Raw genomic sequence first — 23401 nt, forward strand, 5'->3', positions numbered from 1 at the left:
AGCGATTAGCTGGAAACCGGCTTGCCGCGGAAATCGGCGCCGGGATAGACGCCCAGGATCTTGACCTCCCGGGAGAAGAAGCTGAGTTCCTCCAGCGCCAGGCGCACCAGGCGTTCGTCGGGGTGGCCTTCGATGTCGGCAAAGAACTGGGCCACGGTGAAACTGCCATCGATGATGTAGCTTTCCAGCTTGGTAATGTTCACGCCGTTGGTGGCAAAGCCCCCCAATGACTTGTAGAGCGCCGCCGGCACCGAGCGTACCCGGAACACGAAGGTGGTGATTACCAGGCCGTCGTCCGCCGGCGGATCGATCGGCTCCTGAGCCATCACAATGAATCGCGTGGTATTGTGCGGGATGTCCTGGATGTTGGGGTCCAGCACCTGCAGGCCGTAGATCTCCCCCGCCAGCGCCGAGGCCACCGCCGCCCGGGTCGGATCGCCCAGTTCGGCCACTTCCTTGGCCGCCCCCGCCGTATCGGCATGGGTGATCGGGGTCAGCCCTTCACGGCGGGTGTAGTGGCGGCACTGGGACAGTGCCTGCACGTGGCTGTGCACCGTCTGCACCTGGTCGCGGCTTGCGCCCTTCACCGCCAGCAGTTGATGTTCGACCTTCTGGAAATGCTCGCCGACGATATGCAGGCCGGATTCAGGCAGCAGATGGTGGATGTCGGCCACCCGGCCGGCGCTGGAGTTCTCGATCGGGATCATGGCGAAGTGCGCCTTGCCGTCGCGCACCGCGGCAAAGGTGTCCTCGAACGAGACGCAGGAAAGGGTGGCCATCTCCGGAAAAGCGGCCCGGCAGGCCATATCCGAATAGGCCCCGGGGACACCCTGAAAGGCAATAACGTTCTCCGGCGCCGCTGCGGGGGCCTCTGCCATGTCCAACCCTTCTCATCCGCTGATCCGGGCTGTCCGAAAGGGACGCCCGAAAGACTGAAAATGCTGCGAAATCAGGCCTGCTTTGACGCCAAGAGCGCCCGGGCCCGCTCCAAATCGGCGGGAGTATCGACGCCGAGCGGCAGGGTGTCAACGCGGGCCACATCCAGGCGCAGACCGGCTTCCAGGGCCCGAAGCTGCTCCAGACGCTCGCGCTTTTCCAGCGGCGAGGGTGGCAGGGAGACAAAGGTTTCCAGCGCCGCGCGGCGATAGCTGTAGATGCCGATGTGGTGGTAGAGCGGCTGGGGCGCTGCGGCATCGCCTTTGCCGGATGAAGCATCCCAGGGATCGTAGGGCACCGGGGCCCGGCTGAAGTAAAGCGCCCGGGCGATATCCGCCCCCTCGGGAAAACTGACCGCCGCCTTCACCACGTTGGGGTTGCAGCGTTCCGCCGGGTTGCTGATTTCAACCACCAGGCTGGCGATATCGACGGCGGGGTCGGCCAGCGGCCGCAGCACCGCCTGCACCGCCGCGATTTCCAGGGTCGGCAGATCGCCCTGAAGGTTCACCACCGCATTGTGCCGCCCCTCCGGGTCGACCGCCTGAAGGGCTTCGTAAATGCGGTCCGACCCGCTGGGATGATCGGCGCGGGTCAGCACCGCCTCGCCGCCCGCCGCCGTGATGGCCTCGGCGATTTCCGCTTCGGCACAGGCGACCACCACCGGGCCGACGCCGGCCTCCACCGCGCGCCGCCAGACATGGACGATCATCGCCTCGCCATGGATGTCCGCCAGGGGTTTGTCCGGCAGCCGGATCGAGGCCAGTCGCGCCGGAATCAGCACAATTGGATTCAAGCCGGCGGGGTTCAAGTCTGCCGATTTCATGGGCTTGGAGTCGGCGGATGGGGCGGAGGGCATGGGAAAGGCGAAGCTCTGATCTGGATTCTCGTAACGAATCGGGCCGCGAACCGCCCTCTCAGGACGGAGCGGGCGGCCGGAAACGGCGACCCTAGCGAGGCTGCAGGCGATGAAAAGGACTTTTTTCACCTCTCCGGGGGCAATATACCTAGGGAAACGTCCTGGGGCTATTGAATGCCCGGATTGGCAGGGCTATTGTCCCGCCGGATCACTAAGAAAAGCAAGGGTTTGCCCATGGCTTCGTCGTTGGAATCAAACAAGATCGCCGCCGCCGTCTTGACGGCCGGCGTCATTGCCATGATGTCCGGATTTGCCGCTGAACTTCTCTATCATCCCCAAGAGCTGGAAGAGAACGTCTACACGGTCGCCGTTGCCGAAGGCGGCGAGACCGCGGCAGCGGCGGTGGCCGAGGAGCCGGCGCTGGCCCCGATCGGCCCGCTTCTGGCCTCTGCCGACGCGGCCAATGGCGAAACAGTCGCCCGGAAATGCACCGCCTGCCACAGCTTTGACGAGGGCGGCCCGACCAAGGTCGGCCCCAACCTCTACGACATCGTCAATCGCCAGATCACCAACTACGACGGCTTTGCCTTTTCCGATGCATTGGTGGCGAAGGCCGATCAGGCCTGGGACTACGAGAACCTGAACGGCTTCCTGCACCGCCCGCGGGATTGGGCGCCGGGCACCAAGATGTCCTTCGCCGGCCTGCGCAAGGAAAGTGACCGCGCCGACCTGATCGCCTACCTGCGCAACCTCAGCGGCAGCCCGGCCCCCTTGCCGGAGTAATCGCAACCCCATAGTTTCGAACGGCCCGCGCGGAAGCCTTCCCGTGGGCCGTTTTCTTTTGTTCTTCACAGTGAGGCGCCTGAGATGAGCACCGCCGAGGAAACCTGCCCGCAGGAATTCGTCGATCTGGCCGGCCGGCTGGCAGAGGCGGCCCGGGCCATCGCCAGGCAGTATTTCCGCCAAGGCCTCGCCATCGAGGACAAGCCCGACGAAAGCCCGGTGACCCTTGCCGACCGCGAGGCGGAAGCGGCCATGCGCAAGCTGATCGGCGCGGCCTTTCCCGGCCATGGGATCTTCGGCGAGGAGTTCGGCGTCGAAAACCCGGAGGCCGAATTCGTCTGGGTCCTCGACCCCATCGACGGCACCAAGCGTTTCATCACCGGCAACCCCCTGTTCGGCAGCCTGATCGCCCTGCTCCACAAGCAAAAGCCGGTCCTCGGTGTGATCGACATGCCGATCCTGGAGGAACGGTGGCTGGGCGTCGCCGGTCGGCCCACGACCTTCACCGACCGCCAGGGCAGCCGCGAAGCGCGGGTCAGACCCTGCCCCGGATTGGATCAGGCGACGGTCCTCTCGACCGCGCCGGAGATGTTCCAGGGCGCCGACGGCCCGGCCTTTCAGCGCCTGCGCCAGAGCGCCAAGCTGACCCTCTACGGCGGCGACTGCTTCAACTACGGTCTGCTGGCCAGCGGTTTTGCTGACATTGTGATCGAAGCCGATCTGGCGCCCTATGACTATCTGGCCCACACGGCGATCATCACCGGCGCCGGCGGCATCGTGACCGACTGGCAGGGCGCGGCGCTGAACCTGAAGTCCGACGGGCGCGTGCTCTGCGCCGGCAACGCCGCCTGCCACGCCGACGCGATCAAGCTGCTCGCCGCCACCTGACACCCGGGCCCTGCCTGCCATTTTGTTGCTGCGAAGCAATGAATTCGTCGTAACAATAGGGCGAGCGGGCTTGTTTAGGGGGGATTCGCTGCCTAATTCGGTCTAGAATCGGTTGCGAACAGGGACAAAAGCGTAGGCCGGAGGCAGCCGGTTGGTCCAAAGCGCTCTCCATCGCTGGATAAGCGACGGAAAGTGCCGAAAAACGACCCGGTCACGCGGAAAGGGATTTGCGAATGATTGAACGCCCCCGTCTTCCATGGCGCAGCGCTACGGCAATGGTCGCTCTTTGCCTTGCCGCAATGCTCCCACTCAGCGTTACCGCAGAAGAAAAGGTCACGAAAAGCTGGGCCATCGCCGAATTCGGCGAACCGCTTTATGACGAGACCATGGAGCATTGGCCCTATGCCAATCCGGACGCACCGAAGGGCGGTCAGATCACGCTGGGCGCGTTCGGTTCTTTCGATACTTTCAATCCCTACATCCTGAAGGGCGAGTTTCCTTCCTCCATCGGTCTGATCTACGACTCGCTGATGGAGGGGTCAGCCGACGAACTGGTCAGCGCTTACGGCGTCATCGCCGAGAGCGTCGAGTATCCGGAAGACAAGAGCTGGGCGATCTTCAATATCCGCCCGGAGGCGCGCTTTCATGACGGCGTGCCGATTACCGCCGCCGACTTCAAGTTCACCTTCGACACCATTCGCGAGCATGGCCGGCCGTTCCTGAAATCCTTCTACGACGATGTCGAGAGCGCGGAGGTCCTGTCGGATCACCGCATCCGTTTCAACTTCCGCACCCGCGATTCGATGAAACCGATCACCATTGTCGCCGGCACCTCGCCCCAGCCGCGGCACTACTGGGAGACGCGCGACATCTCCAAAACGACCTTGGAGCCGCCGCTCGGATCCGGCCCCTACCGGATCAAGAGCATGGAGCCGGGCCGCAACATCGTCTACGAGCGGGTCGAGGACTATTGGGCCGCCGACCTGCCGGTCAACCGCGGGCGCTACAACTTCGACATCATCCGCTACGACTACTACCGCGACCAGACGGTGCAGTTCGAAGCCTTCAAGGCCGGCAAGATCGACTACCGCGGCGAAGGCGAAGTGAAGCGCTGGTTTACCGGCTATGACATCCCCCAGGTGGACAACGGCCAGATCGTCAAGGTCGCGCAAGCCAACAACAATCCGCGCGGCATCGGCGCCTTCTTCATCAATAACCGCCGCGAGAAGTTCAAGGACCGGCGGGTTCGCGAAGCCATCGTCCATCTCTATGACTTCGAGGCGATCCAGCGCACCCTGCTGTTCGACCAGTACCGGCGGATCAAGAGTTATTTCCCCAATTCCGACTTCGGCGTTTCCGGCCCGCCGACGCCGGAGGAAATCGCCGTCCTGGAACCCTACCGCGATCAACTGCCGCCGGAGGTCTTCAACGAAGCCTTCGAGCCGCCGAAGAGCGACGGCAGCGGTCGCAACCGGCAAAACCTGCGACAAGCGATTGCACTGTTCAAGGAAGCCGGTTGGGAACTGCGCGACGGCAAGATGGTGAATGCGCAAAGCGGCGAACAGTTCCAGTTGCAGATCATCACCGCCTCGCCGCCGACCCTGCGCATGGCCGAACCCTTTGTGCAATCCATGCGGCGGGCCGGACTCGATGCCTCGATCCGGCTGGTCGACCCCTCGCAGTGGCGGGTGATCGGGGATGAGTTTGATTTCGACATGAGCACCGGCCGGCTGAACTTCTTCCCGCCGCCGGGCACCGAACTGCGGTCCTACTTCGGCTCCGAAGCCGCCGACCTGCGCGGTTCGGCCAACTCCATGGGCATCAAGAACCCTGTGGCCGATGAACTGATCGAAAAAATCATCACCGCTGAAGATTTGGATACCTTGAAAGCGACGACCCGCGCCCTGGACCGGGTGTTGCTCTGGAACCACTATCTGGTGCCGGTGTACTACCCGAACGAAAGCTGGTTCGCCTACTGGGACAAGTTCGGCATCCCGGAGAAGACGGCCCGCTACGGCGCCGGATTCTCCAGTACATGGTGGTACGATGAAGCGCGCGCCGCCGCGCTCACCAACTGATCCACCGCCCGCTGTGCAGCCCGGCCGGAACCTGATGCGCCTATGCTAGCTTACATCGTCAGGCGGCTGTTTCTTATCATCCCGACCCTGCTCGGGATCATGATCATCAACTTCGTGATCGTGCAGCTTGCCCCCGGCGGGCCGGTGGAACAGATGATCGCCGAGTTGAGCGGTGAGGCCGTCGGTGCGACGGAACGGTTTTCGGGCGGTGGCGCCGATACCAATCAGCAGGTTCAGCAGAGCGGCGGCGGCGGCGAAAGAAGCCCCAACACCACCTATCGCGGTGCCCAAGGCCTCGACCCCGAGGTCATCGCCAAGATCGAGCGCATGTTCGGCTTCGACAAGCCGCTGCATGAACGTTTTCTGCTGATGATGGGCAACTATCTGCAGTTCGATTTCGGCGAGAGTTACTTTCGCGACCGCCGTGTTGTCGATCTCGTGCTGGAGAAGATGCCGGTCTCCATCTCCCTGGGGCTCTGGACGACGCTGCTGGTCTATCTGATTTCCATTCCCCTGGGCGTGGCCAAAGCGAAGCGCGACGGCAGCCGCTTCGACGTCTGGACCAGCGGCGTGGTGATCGTCGGCTACGCCGTACCCTCTTTCATCTTCGCCGTCCTCCTGATCGTGGTCTTCTCCGGCGGACGTTACCTGGACTGGTTCCCGCTGCGCGGCCTGGTGTCAGATGACTTCGATAGCCTGGGCCCGTTCCAGCAGGTCCTCGACTACCTCTGGCACATCACCCTGCCCATACTGGCTCTGGTGATCGGCGGCTTTGCCACCCTGACCATGCTGACCAAGAATTCCTTCCTCGATCAGGTCGGCCAGCAATACGTGCTGACCGCCCGCGCCAAGGGTCTGACCGAACCGCAGGTGCTTTACGGTCATGTCTTCCGCAACGCCATGCTGATCGTCATCGCCGGCTTTCCCGGCGCTTTCGTTTCGATCCTCTTCACCGGCGCCCTGTTGATCGAGGTGATCTTCTCCCTGGACGGCCTCGGCCTGCTGGGCTTCGAAGCAGCGCTCAACCGCGACTATCCGGTGATGTTCGCAACGCTGTACTTCTTCACCCTCCTGGGTCTGCTGATGCAGCTGGTCGGCGACATCACCTATACCATCGTCGATCCACGCATCGACTTCGAGAGCCGGGAGACCTGAGATGACGGCGGTCCCGGCAAACGGCGAGAAGAAACGCAGCCGCCTCCTCGGCTTCCGGCTGTCGCCAATGAACCAGCGGCGTCTCGGCAACTTCCGCGCCAACAAACGCGGTTATTGGGCAACCTTGATCCTGGTGCCGATTTTCGTGCTCTCCCTCTTCGCCGAATTCATCGCCAACGACCGGCCGCTGTTCATCTGGTTCGACGGCAAGCCCTATGCACCGGTTCTCTTCACCTACGCGGAAACAGTTTTTGGCGGCGAGTTCGAACTGGAGGCGGACTACAAGGACCCCTTCGTGATCGAACTGATCGAGGAGAAAGGATGGATTCTGCATCCGCCAATTCCCTTCTCCTACAACACCATTGATTTCGATCTCACCAGCCCGGCGCCGACGGCACCGGACAGCCGGCACTGGCTGGGGACCGACGACCAGGCCCGCGACGTCGTGGCGCGGGTGATCTATGGATTCCGGATCTCGATGCTCTTCGGCCTGGCGCTGACGATCATCTCCTCGGCCATCGGCGTCATGGCCGGCGCCGTGCAGGGTTACTTCGGCGGTTGGACCGATCTGCTGTTCCAGCGCTTTATCGAGATCTGGTCGGGGCTGCCGATCCTCTATCTTCTCATCATCATGGCCAGCGTCATCACGCCGGGATTCTTCCCGCTGCTGATCCTCATGCTGCTGTTTTCCTGGATGGGGCTGGTCGGCGTCGTGCGCGCCGAATTCCTGCGTGCCCGCAACTTCGACTATGTCCGCGCCGCCAGAGCGCTGGGCGCCTCCAACGCCGCCATCATGTATCGCCACGTTCTGCCCAACGCCATGGTCGCCACCATCACCTTCATGCCGTTTATCCTCTCCGGTTCCGTCACGACACTGACCGCGCTCGACTTCCTCGGGTTCGGGCTGCCGCCCGGCTCGCCGTCGCTCGGCGAACTTCTGGCCCAGGGGAAGGCAAACCTGCAGGCCCCCTGGCTGGCGCTCACGGGCTTCGTCGTGATCGCCATCATGCTGAGCCTGCTGGTCTTCATCGGCGAGGCGGTGCGCGACGCCTTCGATCCGCGCAAACTCTTTGCCGGCGCCCCGCCGCCCGAAGAAACCGGGGACGACACCACGGCAACCGCGATGCCCGCCACGGCCAGGGGGAACGGCTGATGGCGCCGCTTCTGCAGATCAGCAATCTCGGTGTGCGCTTCCAAATGCCCGGCGGCGCCAGCGATGCGGTGAAGAATGTCAGTTTCGATATCGCCAAGGGCGAGACCGTCGCGCTGGTCGGCGAAAGCGGATCGGGCAAATCGGTCACGGCCCTCTCGGTGCTGCAACTGCTGCCCTATCCCCTGGCGAAGCACCCGGCGGGCAGTTCGATCCGCTTCAATGGAGAGGAGTTGATCGGCGCCGACGAGAAAACCCTGCGCAAGGTGCGCGGCGATCAGATCTCGATGATCTTCCAGGAGCCGATGACCTCGCTCAATCCGCTCCACACGGTGGAGAAACAGATCAACGAGACCCTGTTCCTGCACAAGGGCATGAACCGGGATCAGGCGCGCCAGCGCACCCTGGAGCTTCTGAAGCTTGTCGGCATTCCCGATGCCGTAAAACGCCTCTCCGCCTATCCGCACGAACTTTCCGGCGGACAGCGCCAGCGCGTGATGATCGCCATGGCCCTTGCCAACGAGCCGGACCTGCTGATCGCCGACGAGCCGACCACGGCCCTGGATGTCACCATCCAGGCGCAGATTCTAAAGCTCTTGAAAGAACTGCAGCAGAAGCTGGGCATGTCGATGCTGATGATCACCCACGATCTGGGGATCGTCCGCAAGATGGCCGACAAGGTCTGCGTCATGACCCAGGGCGAGATCGTCGAGCAGGGCAACGAAGAAGAGATATTCGATCGTCCGCAGCATCCCTATACCCAACGCCTGCTGGCTGCCGAACCCAAGGGCAACCCCATCGGGGCCGCCGCCGAGGCGCCGGTGGTGATGCGGGGTGATCAGGTGAAGGTCTACTTCCCGATCAAAAAGGGGGTGCTGAAGCGCACGGTGGACTACGTGCGCGCCGTCGACGGCATTTCGGTCTCGGTGCGCGAAGGCCACACCGTCGGCGTGGTGGGGGAAAGTGGTTCCGGCAAGACCACCTTGGGCCTGGCGCTGTTGCGGCTGCTGTCCTCCGAGGGGGCCATAGAATTCGACGGCCGGACCATCCAGGGCCTCGGCTCCAAGGATCTGCGCCCGCTGCGCCGCTCCATGCAGATCGTCTTCCAGGACCCTTTCGGTTCCCTCAGCCCGCGCCTCTCGATCGGCCAGATCGTCGCCGAGGGTTTGAAGATCCACGGCATGGGCGGAAACGAGGACGAGCGCGAGGCGATGATCATCGCGGCGCTGGAGGAGGTCGGCCTGGACCCGGAAAGCCGCCACCGCTATCCGCACGAGTTTTCCGGCGGCCAGCGCCAGCGCATCGCCATCGCCCGGGCCATGGTGCTGAAACCGCGCTTCGTGGTGCTGGACGAACCGACCTCGGCGCTCGACATGTCGGTGCAGGCGCAGATCGTCGACCTGCTGCGCGACCTGCAGCAGCGCCATAACCTGGCCTATCTCTTCATCAGCCACGATCTGAAGGTGGTCCGCGCCCTGGCGGACGAGGTCATCGTCATGCGCAACGGCCAGGTTGTGGAACAGGGCAGCGCCGAACAGATCTTCGATGCGCCCGAGGCCGCCTATACCCAGGCGCTGATGAAAGCCGCTTTTGAACTGGAAGCGGTCGAAGGGGTTGTGGCAACCTAATCCGGTCGCTCCCGACCCCCTTTTCCCTTATCCAGGATTACTGTGGCCCTTCTTATCAAGACCGACATCGAGCGCGGCAATGCCTGGGCCGAAGCCCTGGCCTCTGCCTATCCCGAACTGAAAACCCATACCTGGCCCTACAAGGGCGACCCGGCGGCAATCGACTACGCCCTGGTCTGGATGCCGCCGGAGGGGGAGCTGAAAAGCTATCCCAATCTGAAGGCGATCTTTTCCATCGGTGCCGGCATCGACCACCTGGCCAGCGACCCGGACCTGCCGGAAGGCGTGCCGGTGGTGCGCATGGTGGAACCGGGCCTGACAGCCGGAATGTCCGAATATGTCGCGCTGGCAGCGCTGAACCATCACCGCTTCATCCAGGACTACGCCAATCAGCGCCAGGAAAAACGCTGGGAGGAAATCCCCCAGATCGCCGCTTCGGCACGCCAGATCGGCATGCTGGGGCTCGGCGTGCTCGGCCGCGCGGCCCTGGAGAGTCTCGGAACCTTCGGCTTCAAGCTGGCGGGCTGGAGCCGCACCCCCAAGAGCATTACCGGCATTTCCTGCTATCACGGCGAAGAGGGCCTGCGCGAGTTTCTGGCCGAAACCGACATCCTGGTCTGCCTGCTGCCGCTGACCCCGGAGACCGAGGGCATTCTCAACCGCGACGTCTTCGCGCAGCTGCCGCGGGGGGCGGCGGTGATCAACGTCGGCCGCGGCGGGCATCTGGTGGAGGAGGACCTGCTGGAGGCCCTCGACAGCGGCCAGCTCGGCGGCGCGACCCTGGACGTCTTCCATGAGGAACCGCTGCCCAAAGACCATCCCTTCTGGACCCATCCCAAGGTCTTCATGACCCCCCACATCGCCAGCATGACAATCCCCGAGACCGCCTGCCAGGCCGTGGTCGCCAACATCCACCGCCTGGAGGCCGGCGAACCGCTGCGCCACGTCGTCGACATGACGCGGGGGTACTAGAGGACCGGGGCTTTGTTGACCCTCGTCATGCTCGGGCTTGTCCCGAGCATCCATCGATCTGCCGTATCGAGAACCAAGATCACAGGAGTTCCGCCGGCCAGAGCGGGGGCGCAGTCCATCAGACAAAAGCGCTGCACAATGGACCCTCGGGACAAGCCCGAGGGTGACGGCTTAGAGATGTAAAGCCGCTACAGCGTCCTAACCGTCGTTCAACTTGCGGGCGGTCTCGGCAGCAAGATCGGCGAACTCGCGCAGGAATACCGAGCCTTTCACCGTGCGCTGCACAAGGATCGAGCGGCGGTCCGCTTCATCCGGCTTGCGGCGCAGAAAATCCAGCCCCTCGAGACGGTCCAGGGCACGGGTCACCGCCGGCTTGGACATGTTGAGGGTCGCCGCCAGGCCACGCACGGTGTGGGGTGGCGGCGCCTGGTAGATATGCAGGCAGAGCGCGAATTGGCGCGCCGTCAGATCCGGCAGTTCGCGGTTCAGCGAGGCGACCATGACGCTGTGCCAGAGAGCAAGCGCCTGTCCCGGCTTGAGCGGCGGCATGGCGGCCATGGGCAGCGCCCCGTTCCCTTACAGAGTCTCGTTACAGGTGCGAAACGAATTCTGCCGGAGCCCGGGAAGCGGCGCAAGGCCGGCCACGGATTTGTCCCAACACCCGATTTGCACCAGCGCTTCTTTTCTAGCGCCGGCTGCCGGATCCGCGCCGGATCAGTTCGGTGATGGCGCTGTAGACGGCGCGGAAGCCCATGACGTCGCCGCCCTCAGGACGGCCGGGACGGCTCGTCAGGTTCCAGGCCATGACGTCGAAGTGGGCCCAGCGGGTGGCCGGGCTGACGAACTGTTCCAGGAAGAGCGCCGCGACAATGGCCCCGCCGTAGGGATTGTTGGAAATGTTGTTGAGGTCGGCGACCTTGCTCTCCAGTCCCTGGCGATAGGGCTGATGCAGCGGCATACGCCAGACGGGGTCGTTCTCGGCGGCGGACTGGCGCAGCACTGCACCGGCCAGCTTGTCGTCGTTGCAGAAAAACGCCGGCAGATCGGTGCCCAGAGCCACCCGCGCCGCGCCGGTCAGGGTGGCAAAATCGATCAGCAGGTCCGGTGCCTCGCTGTCGGCCTCGGCGAGGGCGTCGCAGAGGATGAGACGCCCCTCGGCGTCGGTATTGCCGACCTCCACCGTCAGGCCCTTGCGGGTCTGCAGGACATCGAGCGGACGAAAGGCGTTGCCGGACACGGCGTTTTCCACCGCCGGCACCAGAACGCGCAGCCTGACCGGCAGCTTCTGCGCCATGATCAGAGAGGCCAGACCCAGCACATAGGCGGCACCGCCCATGTCCTTCTTCATCATCTTCATGCCCGAGGCCGGCTTCAGGTCCAGGCCGCCGGAATCGAAACAGACCCCCTTGCCGACAAGAGTGACCTTGGGGCCGCGCGCGCCCCAGCGCAGGTCGATGAGCCGCGGCTCGTCGTCGCTGGCACGGCCGACCGCATGGACCGCGGGATAGTTCTTGCGCAGCAGGGCATCGCCGACGATGACGCTGCATTTGGCGCGGTGACGCTTGGCCAGAACCTTGGCGGCATCGGCCAGCGCCGCCGGCCCGAGATCGTTGGCCGGGGTGTTGATGAGATCGCGTGCCAGGAAAATCGCCTCGGCCATATGGGCCACCAGGTTTTCATCCGCCCCCTTGGGCCAGACAAGCCGCGCGTAGTCCCGGCCATTGTCCTTGTAGCGGGTGAAGGCATAGGTGCCGAGCCACCAGCCGAGCGCCGCCCGGGTCGCCGCCGGCGCGCGCAGCGAGGAAGCCAAGCGATAGCTGCCCGGCGGCAAGCTGACGGGCAGGGCGGCGTAGGACCAGATCGGTTCCTCGGCATCGACAATCAGCAGCACCTCGGCCAGCGCCCCCGCATCATCCGGCAACAAGCAGAAGTTGCCGGGGGCGGCCTTGAAGCCGCTCTGGTCGATCCACTTGCGCCATACGGCATCCTGTTGCTTCAGCCAGGCATCGAAGGTGTCGCGGGTCTGTACGGTAATCGGCTTCGCGCCGGCGGCGTCGGAAACCAGGAATGTTTTTTCAGCCAAGAGAAAGAGCTCCGGAAGACTCTAGAGATCAGCACGCTCGGAAAGACGCGGCTTTGAGGACAAGGGGCCACGAACAGCTTGCGCGGCCGGCGCATCTTTGCGCTAAATCCCCGCTCTGTCGAGCCGGAGCTGTGCCCGAATGTCCACATACAAGCTGATCCTTGGCAACAAGACCTATTCCTCCTGGTCGCTGCGCGGCTGGTTGATCGTCAAGCTGGCGGGCATAGCCTTTGATGAAGAAATCATCTTTCTGCGCAAGCCGGATACGCGGGAAAAGATCCTGCGCCACAGCCCGGCGGGCAAGGTGCCGGCCCTGATCGAGGACGGCCGCGTCATCTGGGACAGCCTGGCCATCGGCGAGTATCTGGCGGAGTCCTTCCCCGATCGCGGGCTCTGGCCCGGTGATCCGGCGGCGCGCGCCAGGGCGCGCGCGGTGACCGCCGAAATGCATTCGGGATTTCCGGCGCTGCGCCAGGCCCTGCCCATGGATCTGAACAACCATTATCCCGGCCATATCCTCGCCGCCGAGGTGCGGGCGGACGTCACCCGTATTGAGGAGATCTGGGAAACCTGCCGCCGCGACTTCGGCAGCGGCGGGGCCTTCCTCTTCGGCGAGCCGGGGATCGCCGATGCCTTCTTCGCGCCGGTGGTCACCCGCTTCGCCACCTATGACGTGGCGCTCGGCCAGACCGCGGCCGACTACTGCCGCACGGTGACCGACTGGCCACTGATGCGGCAATGGCGCGAGGAGGCCGCCGAAGAGACCGGGGTTATCGTCTTTTCCTGAGCGCGCCCTATTCCAGTACACCGGCTTCGCGGTAATAGCGCTCGGCGCCGGGGTGCAGCGGCACGCCCAGCCCCTCCAAGGCATTCTCCAAGACGATCTGCGCACCCTTGGGATGCCCCTTGTCGAGGAGTTGCCGGGTGCTTGGATGCCAGAGCGAGCGGGTAATCTCGTAGACGATTTCCTCGGGAACGCTCTCGGCGACCAGCCACTGGGCGCCGACGGAGACCGTCTCGCGTTCGCCGATCCCCGGATAGGTCCCGCTCGCCAGCACCTGTCTGGCAAAGAAGGGGGAGCCGGCCAGCAGACCCTCGGTCGCGCCGCCGTCGATGGGCACCAGATCGATCAGGGCCTCCTCGGCCAGTTCCTGAACCGCGGCGGCGGGCGTGCCGGCGGTGAAGAAGAAGCCGTCGATTTCCGCTTCGCGCAGGGCATCGGCGGCGGAACCGGAGGCGAGCGCCACGCCCTCGACATCCGCTTCGGTCAGGCCGAAAGCCTGCAGCACCAGCAGCGCGTTGAGCCGGGTGCCGGAGCCCTTCCGGTCCAGGGAGATACGCTTGCCCTTGACGTCGGCCACCGTCTTGATGCCGGCATCGAAACGCACCACCAGATGAATCGTCTCTGGATAGAGATTCGCGATGGCCCTGAGATTGGCGATGGCGCCTTCCTGTTTGAAGATTTCCTGGCCGTTGAAGGCCCAGAAGGCGACATCCGATTGGCTGAAGCCGGATTCCAGGCTGCCGTCGCGCATCTGGCGCACGTTATCGACCGAGCCCCGGGTCGACTGGGCGACCGCCACCAGGCCCGGAACCCCGCAACTGCCGCCGCGCTCGCAGCTTCGGCTGCCCGGTGGAGAGGAGATGGCGCTGGCAATGATCCCGCCGACCGGGAAATAGGTTCCCGCCGTCGAACCGGTGCCCACCCGGAAGAACCGGATATCCTGGGCGGCGACGGCAGCCACCGTGCCGGCGAGCAACAGCCCTGCGAGAACGGAAAAACGAAAGACCCGAAGCCCCTTCAAGGGACCCAAAATGCGGCGAAGCATGAGCGCCTCTTCATCGAGGCCGGGCATGCCGCCCGGCAATTGCACCGCCTCAGGATATCAAGCCGGCGGGAAGGGCGCCAGGGGGCCACCCTCGCGGCCGCACCTGAATGCCCCGCCGGCCCGGCTCACCCCTGGCGGCGCCGGGCCTTGATGCGCTTGTAAACGACCGGCATCAGCGACAGCAGCGAAAGGCCCACCAGGCCGGCAACAACCTGCGGCGTCAGCACAGAACCGACGGTGAATTCGCCGCCCTGGTCGAAGACCGAACCGAGCCCGGCGCCGGCCAGAATAAAGACAAGGGTTCCCGGAATGATCCCGACGAAGGTGCCGAGCATATAGGTGCGCAGCGGCACGCCCAGGAAAGCGGGAACCAGGTTGACGACGAAAAAGGGGAACAGAGGGATCAAGCGCAGCACCAGCAGATAGCTGAGGGCGTTCTCCTTGAAGCCCGCCTCCATGCGCTGCAAAAACGGGCCGGCGCGGTCGCGCAGGGCGGACCCCAGGGCCGTGCGGGCGATCAGGAAAACGACCGTGGCTCCAAGGGTTGCGGCGAAGAGCACATAGATCGCGCCGAAGAGGGTGCCGAACAGGAAGCCGCCGGCGACGGTCAGAACGACACCGCCGGGCAGCGACAAGGCGGTTGAAGCCGTATAGATCGCGATAAAGGCCAAAGCGGCGAGAACGGTGTGATCGGCGACGATGCCATTCAGAAAGGCGCGGTGTTCGCGCAGGCTGTCGATGGAAAGGTGCTCGTGCAGACCCAGGGAAAAGGTTGCGCCGATCGCAGCCACCAGGACCGCCAGGGGCACAAGGCGTTTTACTACGGAGCTTTTGCGCTTCCCGCCCGACCCCTGCGCTGCGGAGGGAGTCGAGGTTACAGGGCTCGATCCAACAGAGCTGGGGCCAACAGAGCTGGGGCCAACAGAGGTCTGGACATGGTCGGTCATGATAAACTCCGGGCTTGCCGCGGGGGCGCCGTCGCCCCGGCAGTGGGATTGAGTGTCCTTGGTAAAATCGCTCGTCCGGCCGCCGCGCGGCCTCTGCCTGCGGCGTTAGAAGCGCTGCAGAAAGCGGACGATCTTGCGGGTTCGTTCGCTGAACAGGCTTGGGGTGTAGTAGCTGCCCGCCGCCCGCTTGTTCACTTCACCCAGGGTCGGATAGGGCGCGATGATGTTCGCCATGGCGCCGATCTTCAGGCCCTGGCTGATCGCCAAGACCCAGGGCTGGAGAAGCTCGCCAGCATGAAGGCCAGCGATGGAGGCGCCGAGGATCTTGCCCCGCGCACCGACCACCACCTTCACCAGGCCGTCGGTCGCCCGCTCGGCCTGCGCCCGGTCGTTCTCCTCAAAAGACCACTTCAGCGCGCGGACTTTATCGCCGAACTTCTCGCGCGCCTCGGCTTCGGTCATCCCGACATGGGCGATCTCCGGATCGGTATAGGTGACCCAGGGCACGGCTTTGTAGTCGACCTTGGCCGGCAGTTTGAAAAGCGCATTGCGGATCACGATGCCCGCGTGATAGCCGGCCATGTGGGTGAACTGGAAACCGCCGGCAACGTCGCCGATGGCGAAGATCTTCTTATTGCTGCTGCGCAGTCTTTCATCGACCTCGATCCCTTTGGGGGAATAGGTCACGCCGGCCGCTTCCAGGTTCAGGCCGTTGACGTTGGCACGGCGTCCGGCGGCCACCAGCAGATGAGAGCCGGCGATGCGTTGCGGTTTGCCATCGACCTCGATCTCAACGGCGATACCGTTGCCGTCCTGGCTGATCTGCTTGATGGCGATCCCCTCGTGGATTTCGACACCGTCCTCTACCAGCCGCTTGCGGGCGAAGGCGGTGACGTCGGGATCATCCTTGCCGAGAACGGTAAACATCTCCAACAGCGACACCCGCGCACCCAGACGGCGCTGCGCCTGAGCCAGTTCGGCGCCGATCGGGCCGCCGCCGATCACGATCAGATGCTCCGGCCGCTCGGCCAGATCAAAGACCGTCTCGTTGGTCATGAAGGGAACCTGGTCGAGGCCGGGGATCGGCGGCACCGCGGCGGAAGAACCGGTTGCGATGACGAAGCGCTTGGCCTTGACCCGGGTATCGCCGGCAACGATCTCGTCCGGCCCGGTGAAGCTGCCGGCGGCCTGGATAACCGTAACACCCAGATCCTCGAAGCGTTCGACCGAATCGTGCGGGGCGATGGCCGCGATCACACCGCGGACGTGATCACGCACGCCGAGGAAATCGACCTCGGGCTCGTGTCCGTTGACACCGAACTTGCCGGCGTTGCGAACCGTGTCGGCGGCATGGCCGGCGGCGATCAGCGCCTTGGACGGCACGCAACCATAGTTCAGGCAGTCGCCGCCCATCTTGCCCTTTTCGATCAGCACCACCTTGGCGCCCATTTGCGATGCGCCGGCTGCGACCGAGAGGCCGCCTGAGCCGCCGCCTATTACGCAGATATCCGCTTGGATGGTCTTGGCCATCTTGTTGTTCCTTGTTCTGGGGAAGGCCCGGGTCTTCTTGTCACCGGGCACGATCCCGAAGCTCAACCTTCAACGACGATCTTGTAATCCGGTGTCGGGTTCAGCGGGCAGCTGTAGATGTACTCGCCGGCTTCCAAGGTCACTTCGTAGTCCTTGGTCGTCCCCGTGCTGAGGCCGCCGCCGGAAACCGAGGTCTTGCTCAGCTTGTGCAGGGGATTGCGCCAGTCGTAGTCGTGCTCGCGCACCCAAAATCCGAGATCGTAGGGCACGTTCTTGTTGGTGACCCGGAAGATGTACTTGCCGGGCTTCAGGTTCAGCACCTTGGCGGAAGCCAGACGCTCGGCACCTGACTCGGCATTGATCGTGTCGCAGTCGGCCTTGCTGTTGGATGTGTAGCCGTGGTCGCCGCCGGCCTCGATCTCGACAAACTGGCAGGCGGTCTGGGTCAGCTCGATGACCTGGGCTTCTTCAGCCGAGACAGAGGCGACACCGAGAGCAAAGGCCCCGGCGGCGAGGGAAGCAGTGGTCAGCAGAACCTTTTTCATGATGCTTTCTCCGTATCGCTGTCGCGGGGTTGCCGAACGTCTCGATGGTCCCCCGACCTGATCTGGGCGCCTGGGTAAAACCCGTCTTCGGCGACCGCTTGGAGGTCAAATGGGGAGGCTAAATCCCGCCGAAAGGCCTCTCACAGGGTTGTGACTCTCCGTTACAGCCGCCTGGCCGCCCTCAACCCCGGACTTTCAGCACTATTGGGGGCCATAGGCGGCGGTTTATCAAGGAATCATGCCATGACATGGCCTTAAAGACCCTTAAACCGCTTTTCTAGACCGGCCAGGATTCGCGGCGATAGGCGCTGTCCCAGAACATCCATTCATAGCGCGACGACTGGACGAAGGCGGTCATCATCCGATCGCAGGTGACGGGACCGGCCGCGGCCGCGGCCCGGTCGCAGAGATCGATCACCGCTTTCGTCGCCTCTCCGAAAGCGGGATCGGAGTAGGTCGAAATCCAATCCGCGTAGGGATTGCCGGGCTGGGCCGCCGCGCTGATCTGGCAGCCGATCTCCCAATAAATCCAGAAACAGGGCAGGATCGCCGCCGCCAGAACCTCGAAGGAATCCTTCTGGGCGGCGGCAAGCAGGAAGTTTGTATATGCGAAGCAACTCGGCGAAGGTTCGGTCTGCATCGCCGCTTCGGGGCCGACGCCAAAGCGGGCCAGGACACCGGCATGCAAGGCCTGTTCGACCTCGATTGCCCCCTGGGCGGAGCGGGTGAAGATCGCCGCGGCCTCGGCATCCGGCGCCCTGGCCGCCGCCAGTGACAGCGCCCTTGCATAGCCTGCGAGGTAGAGCGAGTCCTGCAGAATGTAAAAGCGAAAACGCTCCGCCGAGAGGCTGCCTTCGGCCAGCTCGCGGTTGAACGGCAGCGCCGCAATCTTGCCGTAGAGGGGCGCAATGGTCTGCCAGGCGTCCTGCGAGAAGCTGTTCATGTCTTTACCTCCGCCGCCTTTTCCGACGGCACATCGGCCCACCGCGCTGCACGGCAGAGGTCGGCGGGCTGCAGGCTGTAAAGCGCATCCAGCAGGAGACTTGCCAGGCTGCCGGGGCCACGGGCCGCGGCCGCTGCCTGCTCGCCGGCGAGCCCCATCAGGGTGACCGCCGCTGCGGCTGCAGCAAAGGCGTCGTCCGCCACCGCTAGAAAGCCGGCGATCAGGGCCGTGGTGCTGCAGCCGAGCCCGGTGACCCGCGTCATCAAAGGGTCGCCGTTGGCGACGGCAAGAAGCCGGCCCTGACCGGCGATGTAATCCTGGGCACCGGTCATCGCCACCACGCAGCCCTGCGCCTGCGCCAAGGCAAGCGCGGCCCCGCCATCCTGCCCTGCGGATTCCGGCGCATCGACACCCGGAGCGGCCGCCGCTTCTCCGGCCAGGAAGGCAATCTCCGCAGCATTGCCGCGCACCACGGCAGGCGCTTCGCCGAGGAGCGCCGCAACAGCGCGGCGCCGCAGCCGCGATGCACCGACCCCGACGGGATCGAGCACCCAGGGGATACCCTCATCCCGCGCCACCGCCACGGCCTTCAACGCGGCATCGATGCGCGCCGGGCTCGGGGTGCCGTGGTTGACGACCAAGGCATCGGCACGCCGGACGACCTCTTCGACTTCGGCGCCATCGCGCGCCATCATCGGCGACGCCCCACAGGCCAAAAGGACATTGGCCATGACGGCCGGTGTCACGTCATTGGTGATACAGTGTACAAGCGGCCTTTTTTCGCGGAGTTCCGCAAACAGAGGCGCGACGCGATCAATCTGCACTCTTGGCTCCCTTCCTTTATCAGGGAGGCCGAGACCGCAAATGAGAGGCTGTATGCTTTGGTCATCTCGGTGACAACTCCCTTCGCTGGCATGACCCAGATCAGGTTCGATGGGACTCTCTCAGCCCGCGACAAAGCGGGCACCCCAGTTCACTAATCCCAAGAGCTTAGCCATCGCCCCGGCCGAAGGAAACCACAATCTGCAGGGCCGCAGACCAGGGGCGCGCGGCTTTGCGCTGGCGGCGTTCTGATCGGAATGTCACAATCTCTTGGGGCTTCAGCCTCTTGGGGCTTCAGCAAACCGCATCCTTTTCCAGACAGAATTGCAAAGGCACCAATGACCGAACAGCAGATGTTGATCTTCGCCATTCTGGCAGGCCTCTTCGGTCTGCTGGTTTGGGGTCGCTGGCGCTATGACGTCGTCGCCTTCGCCTGTCTGATGGCGACGGTCGTGACCGGCCTGGTACCGGCGGGCCAGGCCTTCAGCGGCTTCGGCCATCCCGCGACGATCACCGTGGCGGCGGTGCTGGTCCTCAGCCGTGTTCTCTCCGGCTCCGGCGCCATTGATCTGCTCACGCGCCTTATCCGCCCGGCATCCGGGTCGACCAGCAGCCACGTCGGCGTTCTCGCCGGTCTCGGCGCGGCGATGTCGACGATGATGAACAACGTCGGGGCCCTGGGTATTCTGCTGCCCATGGCCCTGCAGTCGGCACGCAAGGTCGCCCGCTCGCCGGCGAAACTGCTGATGCCGCTTTCCTTCGGATCGATTCTCGGCGGTCTCGTCACCCTGATCGGCACACCCCCGAACATCATCGTCGCCTCCTATCGCGGCGAACTGAGCGGCGAGCCCTTCGCCATGTTCGATTATGCGCCGGTCGGCCTGGTGGTCGCCTTCGCCGGCCTTGTCTTCATAGCCCTCATCGGCTGGCGCCTCGTCCCGCTGCGCGACAGCGGCCGCACGGCCGGCGGCGATCTCTTCGACATCGAAAACTACATCACAGAGGTAACCGTACCCGCCGAGAACCCGCACATCGGCAAGACCCTAAAGGAAATCGACGAACTGACCGAAGACATCGACGCCGTCATCATGGACCAGATCCGCAATGACCGCGTCTACCCGGCGACAACGCGCAAGCAGCTTCAGGCCGGCGACATCCTGAAGATCGAGGCCGGGCCCGACGAGATCGACAGGTTCGTCAGCAAGCTCGGCCTGGTGATCGGCGACCGCGACGAAACAGACCGCAAAAAGGTCAAGGCGCCGGAAGACGCAACCCTGATGGAGGCCGTGGTGGCGCCGGGCTCGCGCCTGGACGGGCGCCTGGTCGGTTCCCTGCGCCTGTTCTCCCGCCGCGGGATCACCATCCTGGCGGTGTCGCGCCAGGGCACGCCTTTCCGGGGACGTCTGCGGTCGTTTCGTATCCGCCCGGGCGACGTGCTGCTGCTGCACGGCGAAACCGAGCAACTGGCCGACCTGGTGCATGCCCTCGGCTGCCTGCCACTGGCAGAACGCGAACTTCATTTCGGCAAGCGCAAACAGGGGCCGGCGGTCATCGCCATCTTCGCCGCTGCCATTCTCGCCGCCAGCCTGGGTTTGGTGCCGATACAGATTGCCTTCGGCATCGCCGTCGCCCTTTTGGTGGTCTCCGGGCTGTTGCAGGTCAGGGAACTCTACGACGGCATCGACTGGCCGGTCATCGTGCTGCTGGCATCGCTGATTCCGGTCGGCGGGGCGCTGCAGACCACCGGCGCCACCACATTGATCGCCGACAGCCTGCTGGCGGTCACCGCCGGACTTTCGGCCGCCGTAGTGCTTGTCGTGGTCATGGTGGTCACCATGACCCTCTCCGATATCCTGAACAACGCGGCGACGGCCGTGGTCATGGCGCCGATCGCGGCCACCATCGCCGAACGTCTGGGGGTCAACGCCGACCCCTTTCTGATGGCGACGGCGGTGGCAGCATCCTGCGCCTTTCTGACGCCGATCGGACATCAGAACAACGCATTGATCCTCGGCCCGGGTGGATACCGCTTCGGCGACTACTGGCGCATGGGCCTGCCGCTGGAAGTCCTGGTGATTGCGGTGAGCGTACCGATGATTCTGCTGGTCTGGCCGCTCTAGCGCAGATGCGGATCAGGCCAAACGCTGCGAGGACGCACCGCCGCCGGCAGGACGCTTGACCACCCGTTTGGCCGGAAAGCGGACAATGATCTCCGTACCCTCGCCCTCCACGCTTTCCACAGTCATACTGCCACCGTGCATCTCTGCCAGGGACTTGGTGATCGGCAAGCCGAGCCCGGTGCCGTCGTGGCTGCGGGTATGGGCGCCTTCAACCTGCCCGAAAGGCTGCAGCACGATCTCGATGTCGTCCGCGGCCATGCCGATCCCGCTGTCGCGTACGGTCAGCGCGATCCGGCCACTTTCTTCCAAGGCCGCCTCCGCAACGACAGTGCCGCCGGCGGGCGTGAACTTGATGGCATTGGACAGGAGGTTCAGAAGGATCTGCCGTACCGAGCGCTTGTCGGCATGCAGCAAAGGCAAGGTCTCCGGCAAAGCGGAGGTGAGAACCAGGCCACCGTTGGCTGCGGACTCCTTCACGATCGTGAGGCAGGACTCGACCACCGAGGCAATGTCGATGGGTTCTTCGTGGAGTTCCATGCGGCCGGCTTCGATCTTCGACAGGTCGAGGATGTCGCTGATGATGGACAGCAGATGACTGGCCGAGCGCCTTATGTCTTCGGCGTACTCGCTGTAGTGCGGGTTGCCTAGAGGCCCGAAGAGGCCCTGCTCCATGATCTCCGAGAAACCGATGATGGCGTTCAGCGGCGTGCGCAGCTCGTGGCTCATGTTGGCCAGGAAGGTCGACTTCGCGCGGTTGGCCCGCTCGGCCTCGTCACGGGCTTCGCGAAGCTGCTGCTCCTTTTCCTTCATCTCGGTGATGTCGACCTGGATACCGCCGACACCGATCGCAGCGCCCTTTGAATCCAGCACCGGGAAGCGGGTGACCATCGCAAGAACCTTGCTGCCGTCACGGCGCGTCACCTCCGACTCGACCTCCATGGGAATGCCGGTTTTCAGGACCATACGATCCTGGGCATTGAAGACCTCCGCTTCGCTCTTGTTGAAACTGTCGAAGGCCGTCGCACCGACAAGGTCGCGGCCGTCCAGGCCGAAGAGGTCGCGGAACTGTTGATTGACCAGAAGGTAGCGGCCGTCCTGATCTTTCAGGGTCAGGCCGGCCGGCAGGTGGTCGATAACCGCGCGCAGACGGTCGCGTATCTCCTGCTCCGCGCGCTCGATGGTCTTGGTTTCAGTGATGTCGGTGGCGGTGAGGAACAATCCACCGTTCGCCGTTCGCTCCTCTCGAATGCGCAACCACTTTCCGTCCGACCGTTCGACCTCCACTTCCTCGGAAGGGTTGCGGTGGCGCTCCATGCGTTCGGCCAGCCACGCCTCCTCCCGCCCGAAGGCAGCCGGAATCATGCCGTTCTCGACCTGATTGCGGATCAATTCCTCAAAGGGCATGCCCGGGCCGATGGTCATCGCCGAGGAATGGTGGAACGCCAGATAACTTTCGTTGAACAGCAACAGGCAGTCGTCGGCGTCGAAGAGAGCGACTGCGTCAGAAAAGGATTCAACGGCTTGCAGAAGAAGGTCCTGCGCCTCGAAAGCCATGCGGCGGACGTTGTATTCCTCCGTCAGGTTGCGGCCGGTGCCCCGGTACCCCAGGAAAACGCCCTTCTCGTCAAAGAGCGGCACGCCGCTGATCGACCAGTATTGGCGCCCGCCATCAGCGGCAACATAGACATAGCGGAAATCACGAAAAGGACGGTGGGCGCGCAGGTCGGCCAAATGGGCTTCCCACTTATCGGCATCCGTATCGCCGGCGCCGAGTTCGAGCCGGGACTTCCCCAGAACCTCCGCCGGATTGACGCCGGTTACCTCACGCAGGCGTTCGGAGAGGTAACAGATCCGCAGCTCCGCATCCATTTCCCAGAACCAGTCCGAGGCGGCAGCCGCAAAGTCGCGCAGACGCTCTTCGCTTTCGCGCAAAGCATCTTCGGCCATGACTCGCTCAGCTTCGAGGCTCTCGACCTCTTCGACCCGCTGCCTGAGCCGTGCCAATTCCTCGGTTAACTCCGCCTTTGTGGGCAAAGACCGGCATCCCCCTTCAAACGCTTTAAAGACAGCGTTAAAGTTCATCAGAGAACGGTTAAGAGACGTTGAAGATCGGTTGGAATTCGCCACAAATCCAAT

General features: G+C 64.1%; 20 protein-coding genes and 1 riboswitch. Of the genes, 9 read left to right on the forward strand and 11 right to left on the reverse strand.

Annotated features, from left to right (window positions below):
• Positions 1-5: 5 nt before the first annotated feature.
• The gene (locus ACP146_RS21990; RefSeq protein WP_422368894.1) at positions 6-878 is read right to left on the reverse strand and encodes a prephenate dehydratase; all 873 of its coding nucleotides are present in this window, start codon (positions 876-878) and stop codon (positions 6-8) included.
• A gap of 71 nt (positions 879-949) precedes the next feature.
• Positions 950-1759, reverse strand: coding sequence for a 3-deoxy-manno-octulosonate cytidylyltransferase (locus ACP146_RS21995; RefSeq protein ID WP_422368895.1), 810 nt, complete (start codon positions 1757-1759; stop codon positions 950-952).
• A 267-nt stretch (positions 1760-2026) separates the two neighbouring features.
• On the opposite strand from ACP146_RS21995, the gene ACP146_RS22000 reads away from it, so the two are divergent.
• From ACP146_RS22000 to ACP146_RS22030, 7 genes are all read left to right on the forward strand, one after another.
• Positions 2027-2575, forward strand: coding sequence for a c-type cytochrome (locus tag ACP146_RS22000; RefSeq protein WP_422368896.1), 549 nt, complete (start codon positions 2027-2029; stop codon positions 2573-2575).
• Positions 2576-2659: 84 nt separating this feature from the next.
• Positions 2660-3463 (forward strand): histidinol-phosphatase, encoded by an 804-nt coding sequence (gene hisN, locus ACP146_RS22005; RefSeq protein ID WP_422368897.1) that lies wholly within the window; start codon positions 2660-2662, stop codon positions 3461-3463.
• A 233-nt stretch (positions 3464-3696) separates the two neighbouring features.
• Positions 3697-5541, forward strand: coding sequence for an extracellular solute-binding protein (locus ACP146_RS22010; protein WP_422368898.1), 1845 nt, complete (start codon positions 3697-3699; stop codon positions 5539-5541).
• A 42-nt stretch (positions 5542-5583) separates the two neighbouring features.
• Entirely contained in the window at positions 5584-6696 is a 1113-nt protein-coding gene (locus ACP146_RS22015) for a microcin C ABC transporter permease YejB (RefSeq protein ID WP_422368899.1), read from the forward strand.
• A gap of 1 nt (position 6697) precedes the next feature.
• Positions 6698-7849: an ABC transporter permease gene (locus ACP146_RS22020; protein WP_422368900.1), complete on the forward strand. Its 1152-nt coding sequence runs from the start codon at positions 6698-6700 to the stop codon at positions 7847-7849.
• On the forward strand, positions 7849-9474 hold the full coding sequence (locus ACP146_RS22025) for an ABC transporter ATP-binding protein (protein WP_422368901.1): 1626 nt from the start codon (positions 7849-7851) through the stop codon (positions 9472-9474). The genes ACP146_RS22020 and ACP146_RS22025 overlap by 1 nt, the downstream gene beginning before the upstream one ends.
• A gap of 42 nt (positions 9475-9516) precedes the next feature.
• Positions 9517-10446, forward strand: a complete 930-nt coding sequence (locus ACP146_RS22030; RefSeq protein ID WP_422368902.1) for a 2-hydroxyacid dehydrogenase — start codon at positions 9517-9519, stop codon at positions 10444-10446.
• A 198-nt stretch (positions 10447-10644) separates the two neighbouring features.
• Here the strand turns inward: ACP146_RS22030 and ACP146_RS22035 are convergent, their stop codons facing one another.
• Positions 10645-11004 carry a MarR family winged helix-turn-helix transcriptional regulator gene (locus ACP146_RS22035; RefSeq protein WP_422368903.1) on the reverse strand — a complete coding sequence of 120 codons (360 nt, stop codon included), beginning with the start codon at positions 11002-11004 and terminating at the stop codon, positions 10645-10647.
• Positions 11005-11131: 127 nt separating this feature from the next.
• Positions 11132-12529 (reverse strand): leucyl aminopeptidase family protein, encoded by a 1398-nt coding sequence (locus tag ACP146_RS22040; RefSeq protein ID WP_422368904.1) that lies wholly within the window; start codon positions 12527-12529, stop codon positions 11132-11134.
• A gap of 139 nt (positions 12530-12668) precedes the next feature.
• Here ACP146_RS22040 and ACP146_RS22045 point away from each other — a divergent pair, with 139 nt between their 5' ends.
• Positions 12669-13316, forward strand: a complete 648-nt coding sequence (locus tag ACP146_RS22045; protein WP_422368905.1) for a glutathione S-transferase family protein — start codon at positions 12669-12671, stop codon at positions 13314-13316.
• 7 nt (positions 13317-13323) lie between these two features.
• On the opposite strand, the gene ACP146_RS22050 is transcribed toward ACP146_RS22045, so the two are convergent.
• From ACP146_RS22050 to thiM, 6 genes are all read right to left on the reverse strand, one after another.
• Positions 13324-14358, reverse strand: coding sequence for a TAXI family TRAP transporter solute-binding subunit (locus ACP146_RS22050; RefSeq protein WP_422368906.1), 1035 nt, complete (start codon positions 14356-14358; stop codon positions 13324-13326).
• 125 nt (positions 14359-14483) lie between these two features.
• Positions 14484-15167: a TVP38/TMEM64 family protein gene (locus ACP146_RS22055; RefSeq protein ID WP_422368907.1), complete on the reverse strand. Its 684-nt coding sequence runs from the start codon at positions 15165-15167 to the stop codon at positions 14484-14486.
• Positions 15168-15410: 243 nt separating this feature from the next.
• Complete coding sequence (locus ACP146_RS22060) at positions 15411-16835, reverse strand: dihydrolipoyl dehydrogenase family protein (protein WP_422368908.1); 1425 nt, start codon at positions 16833-16835, stop codon at positions 15411-15413.
• A 62-nt stretch (positions 16836-16897) separates the two neighbouring features.
• On the reverse strand, positions 16898-17380 hold the full coding sequence (locus tag ACP146_RS22065) for a hypothetical protein (RefSeq protein WP_422368909.1): 483 nt from the start codon (positions 17378-17380) through the stop codon (positions 16898-16900).
• Between the two features lie 277 nt (positions 17381-17657).
• Positions 17658-18323, reverse strand: coding sequence for a thiaminase II (gene tenA / locus ACP146_RS22070; protein ID WP_422368910.1), 666 nt, complete (start codon positions 18321-18323; stop codon positions 17658-17660).
• The gene (thiM, locus tag ACP146_RS22075) at positions 18320-19147 is read right to left on the reverse strand and encodes a hydroxyethylthiazole kinase (protein WP_422368911.1); all 828 of its coding nucleotides are present in this window, start codon (positions 19145-19147) and stop codon (positions 18320-18322) included. Before thiM ends, tenA begins: the two co-directional genes overlap by 4 nt.
• A gap of 60 nt (positions 19148-19207) precedes the next feature.
• Positions 19208-19304: riboswitch (TPP riboswitch) on the reverse strand.
• Between the two features lie 179 nt (positions 19305-19483).
• Between thiM and ACP146_RS22080 the strand changes: the two genes are divergently transcribed.
• The gene (locus ACP146_RS22080; protein ID WP_422368912.1) at positions 19484-21265 is read left to right on the forward strand and encodes an SLC13 family permease; all 1782 of its coding nucleotides are present in this window, start codon (positions 19484-19486) and stop codon (positions 21263-21265) included.
• Positions 21266-21277: 12 nt separating this feature from the next.
• Here ACP146_RS22080 and ACP146_RS22085 read toward each other — a convergent pair whose 3' ends face one another.
• Positions 21278-23299: a PAS domain-containing sensor histidine kinase gene (locus ACP146_RS22085; RefSeq protein ID WP_422368913.1), complete on the reverse strand. Its 2022-nt coding sequence runs from the start codon at positions 23297-23299 to the stop codon at positions 21278-21280.
• Positions 23300-23401: the final 102 nt, after the last annotated feature.

Origin of the sequence: Pelagibius sp. (assembly GCF_965249265.1) — a bacterium.
GTDB lineage: Bacteria > Pseudomonadota > Alphaproteobacteria > Kiloniellales > Kiloniellaceae > Pelagibius.

Excerpts from the sequence above, each read along its gene's own strand:
- hisN (WP_422368897.1), top strand. The coding sequence starts at position 2,660 with ATGAGCACCGCCGAGGAAACCTGCCCGCAGGAATTCGTCGATCTGGCC.
- ACP146_RS22035 (WP_422368903.1), bottom strand. The coding sequence starts at position 11,004 with ATGGCCGCCATGCCGCCGCTCAAGCCGGGACAGGCGCTTGCTCTCTGG.
- ACP146_RS22015 (WP_422368899.1), top strand. The coding sequence starts at position 5,584 with ATGCTAGCTTACATCGTCAGGCGGCTGTTTCTTATCATCCCGACCCTG.
- ACP146_RS22060 (WP_422368908.1), bottom strand. The coding sequence starts at position 16,835 with ATGGCCAAGACCATCCAAGCGGATATCTGCGTAATAGGCGGCGGCTCA.
- tenA (WP_422368910.1), bottom strand. The coding sequence starts at position 18,323 with ATGAACAGCTTCTCGCAGGACGCCTGGCAGACCATTGCGCCCCTCTAC.
- ACP146_RS21995 (WP_422368895.1), bottom strand. The coding sequence starts at position 1,759 with ATGAAATCGGCAGACTTGAACCCCGCCGGCTTGAATCCAATTGTGCTG.
- ACP146_RS22020 (WP_422368900.1), top strand. The coding sequence starts at position 6,698 with ATGACGGCGGTCCCGGCAAACGGCGAGAAGAAACGCAGCCGCCTCCTC.
- ACP146_RS21990 (WP_422368894.1), bottom strand. The coding sequence starts at position 878 with ATGGCAGAGGCCCCCGCAGCGGCGCCGGAGAACGTTATTGCCTTTCAG.
- ACP146_RS22045 (WP_422368905.1), top strand. The coding sequence starts at position 12,669 with ATGTCCACATACAAGCTGATCCTTGGCAACAAGACCTATTCCTCCTGG.
- ACP146_RS22080 (WP_422368912.1), top strand. The coding sequence starts at position 19,484 with ATGACCGAACAGCAGATGTTGATCTTCGCCATTCTGGCAGGCCTCTTC.
- ACP146_RS22000 (WP_422368896.1), top strand. The coding sequence starts at position 2,027 with ATGGCTTCGTCGTTGGAATCAAACAAGATCGCCGCCGCCGTCTTGACG.
- ACP146_RS22050 (WP_422368906.1), bottom strand. The coding sequence starts at position 14,358 with ATGCTTCGCCGCATTTTGGGTCCCTTGAAGGGGCTTCGGGTCTTTCGT.
- ACP146_RS22065 (WP_422368909.1), bottom strand. The coding sequence starts at position 17,380 with ATGAAAAAGGTTCTGCTGACCACTGCTTCCCTCGCCGCCGGGGCCTTT.
- ACP146_RS22010 (WP_422368898.1), top strand. The coding sequence starts at position 3,697 with ATGATTGAACGCCCCCGTCTTCCATGGCGCAGCGCTACGGCAATGGTC.
- ACP146_RS22025 (WP_422368901.1), top strand. The coding sequence starts at position 7,849 with ATGGCGCCGCTTCTGCAGATCAGCAATCTCGGTGTGCGCTTCCAAATG.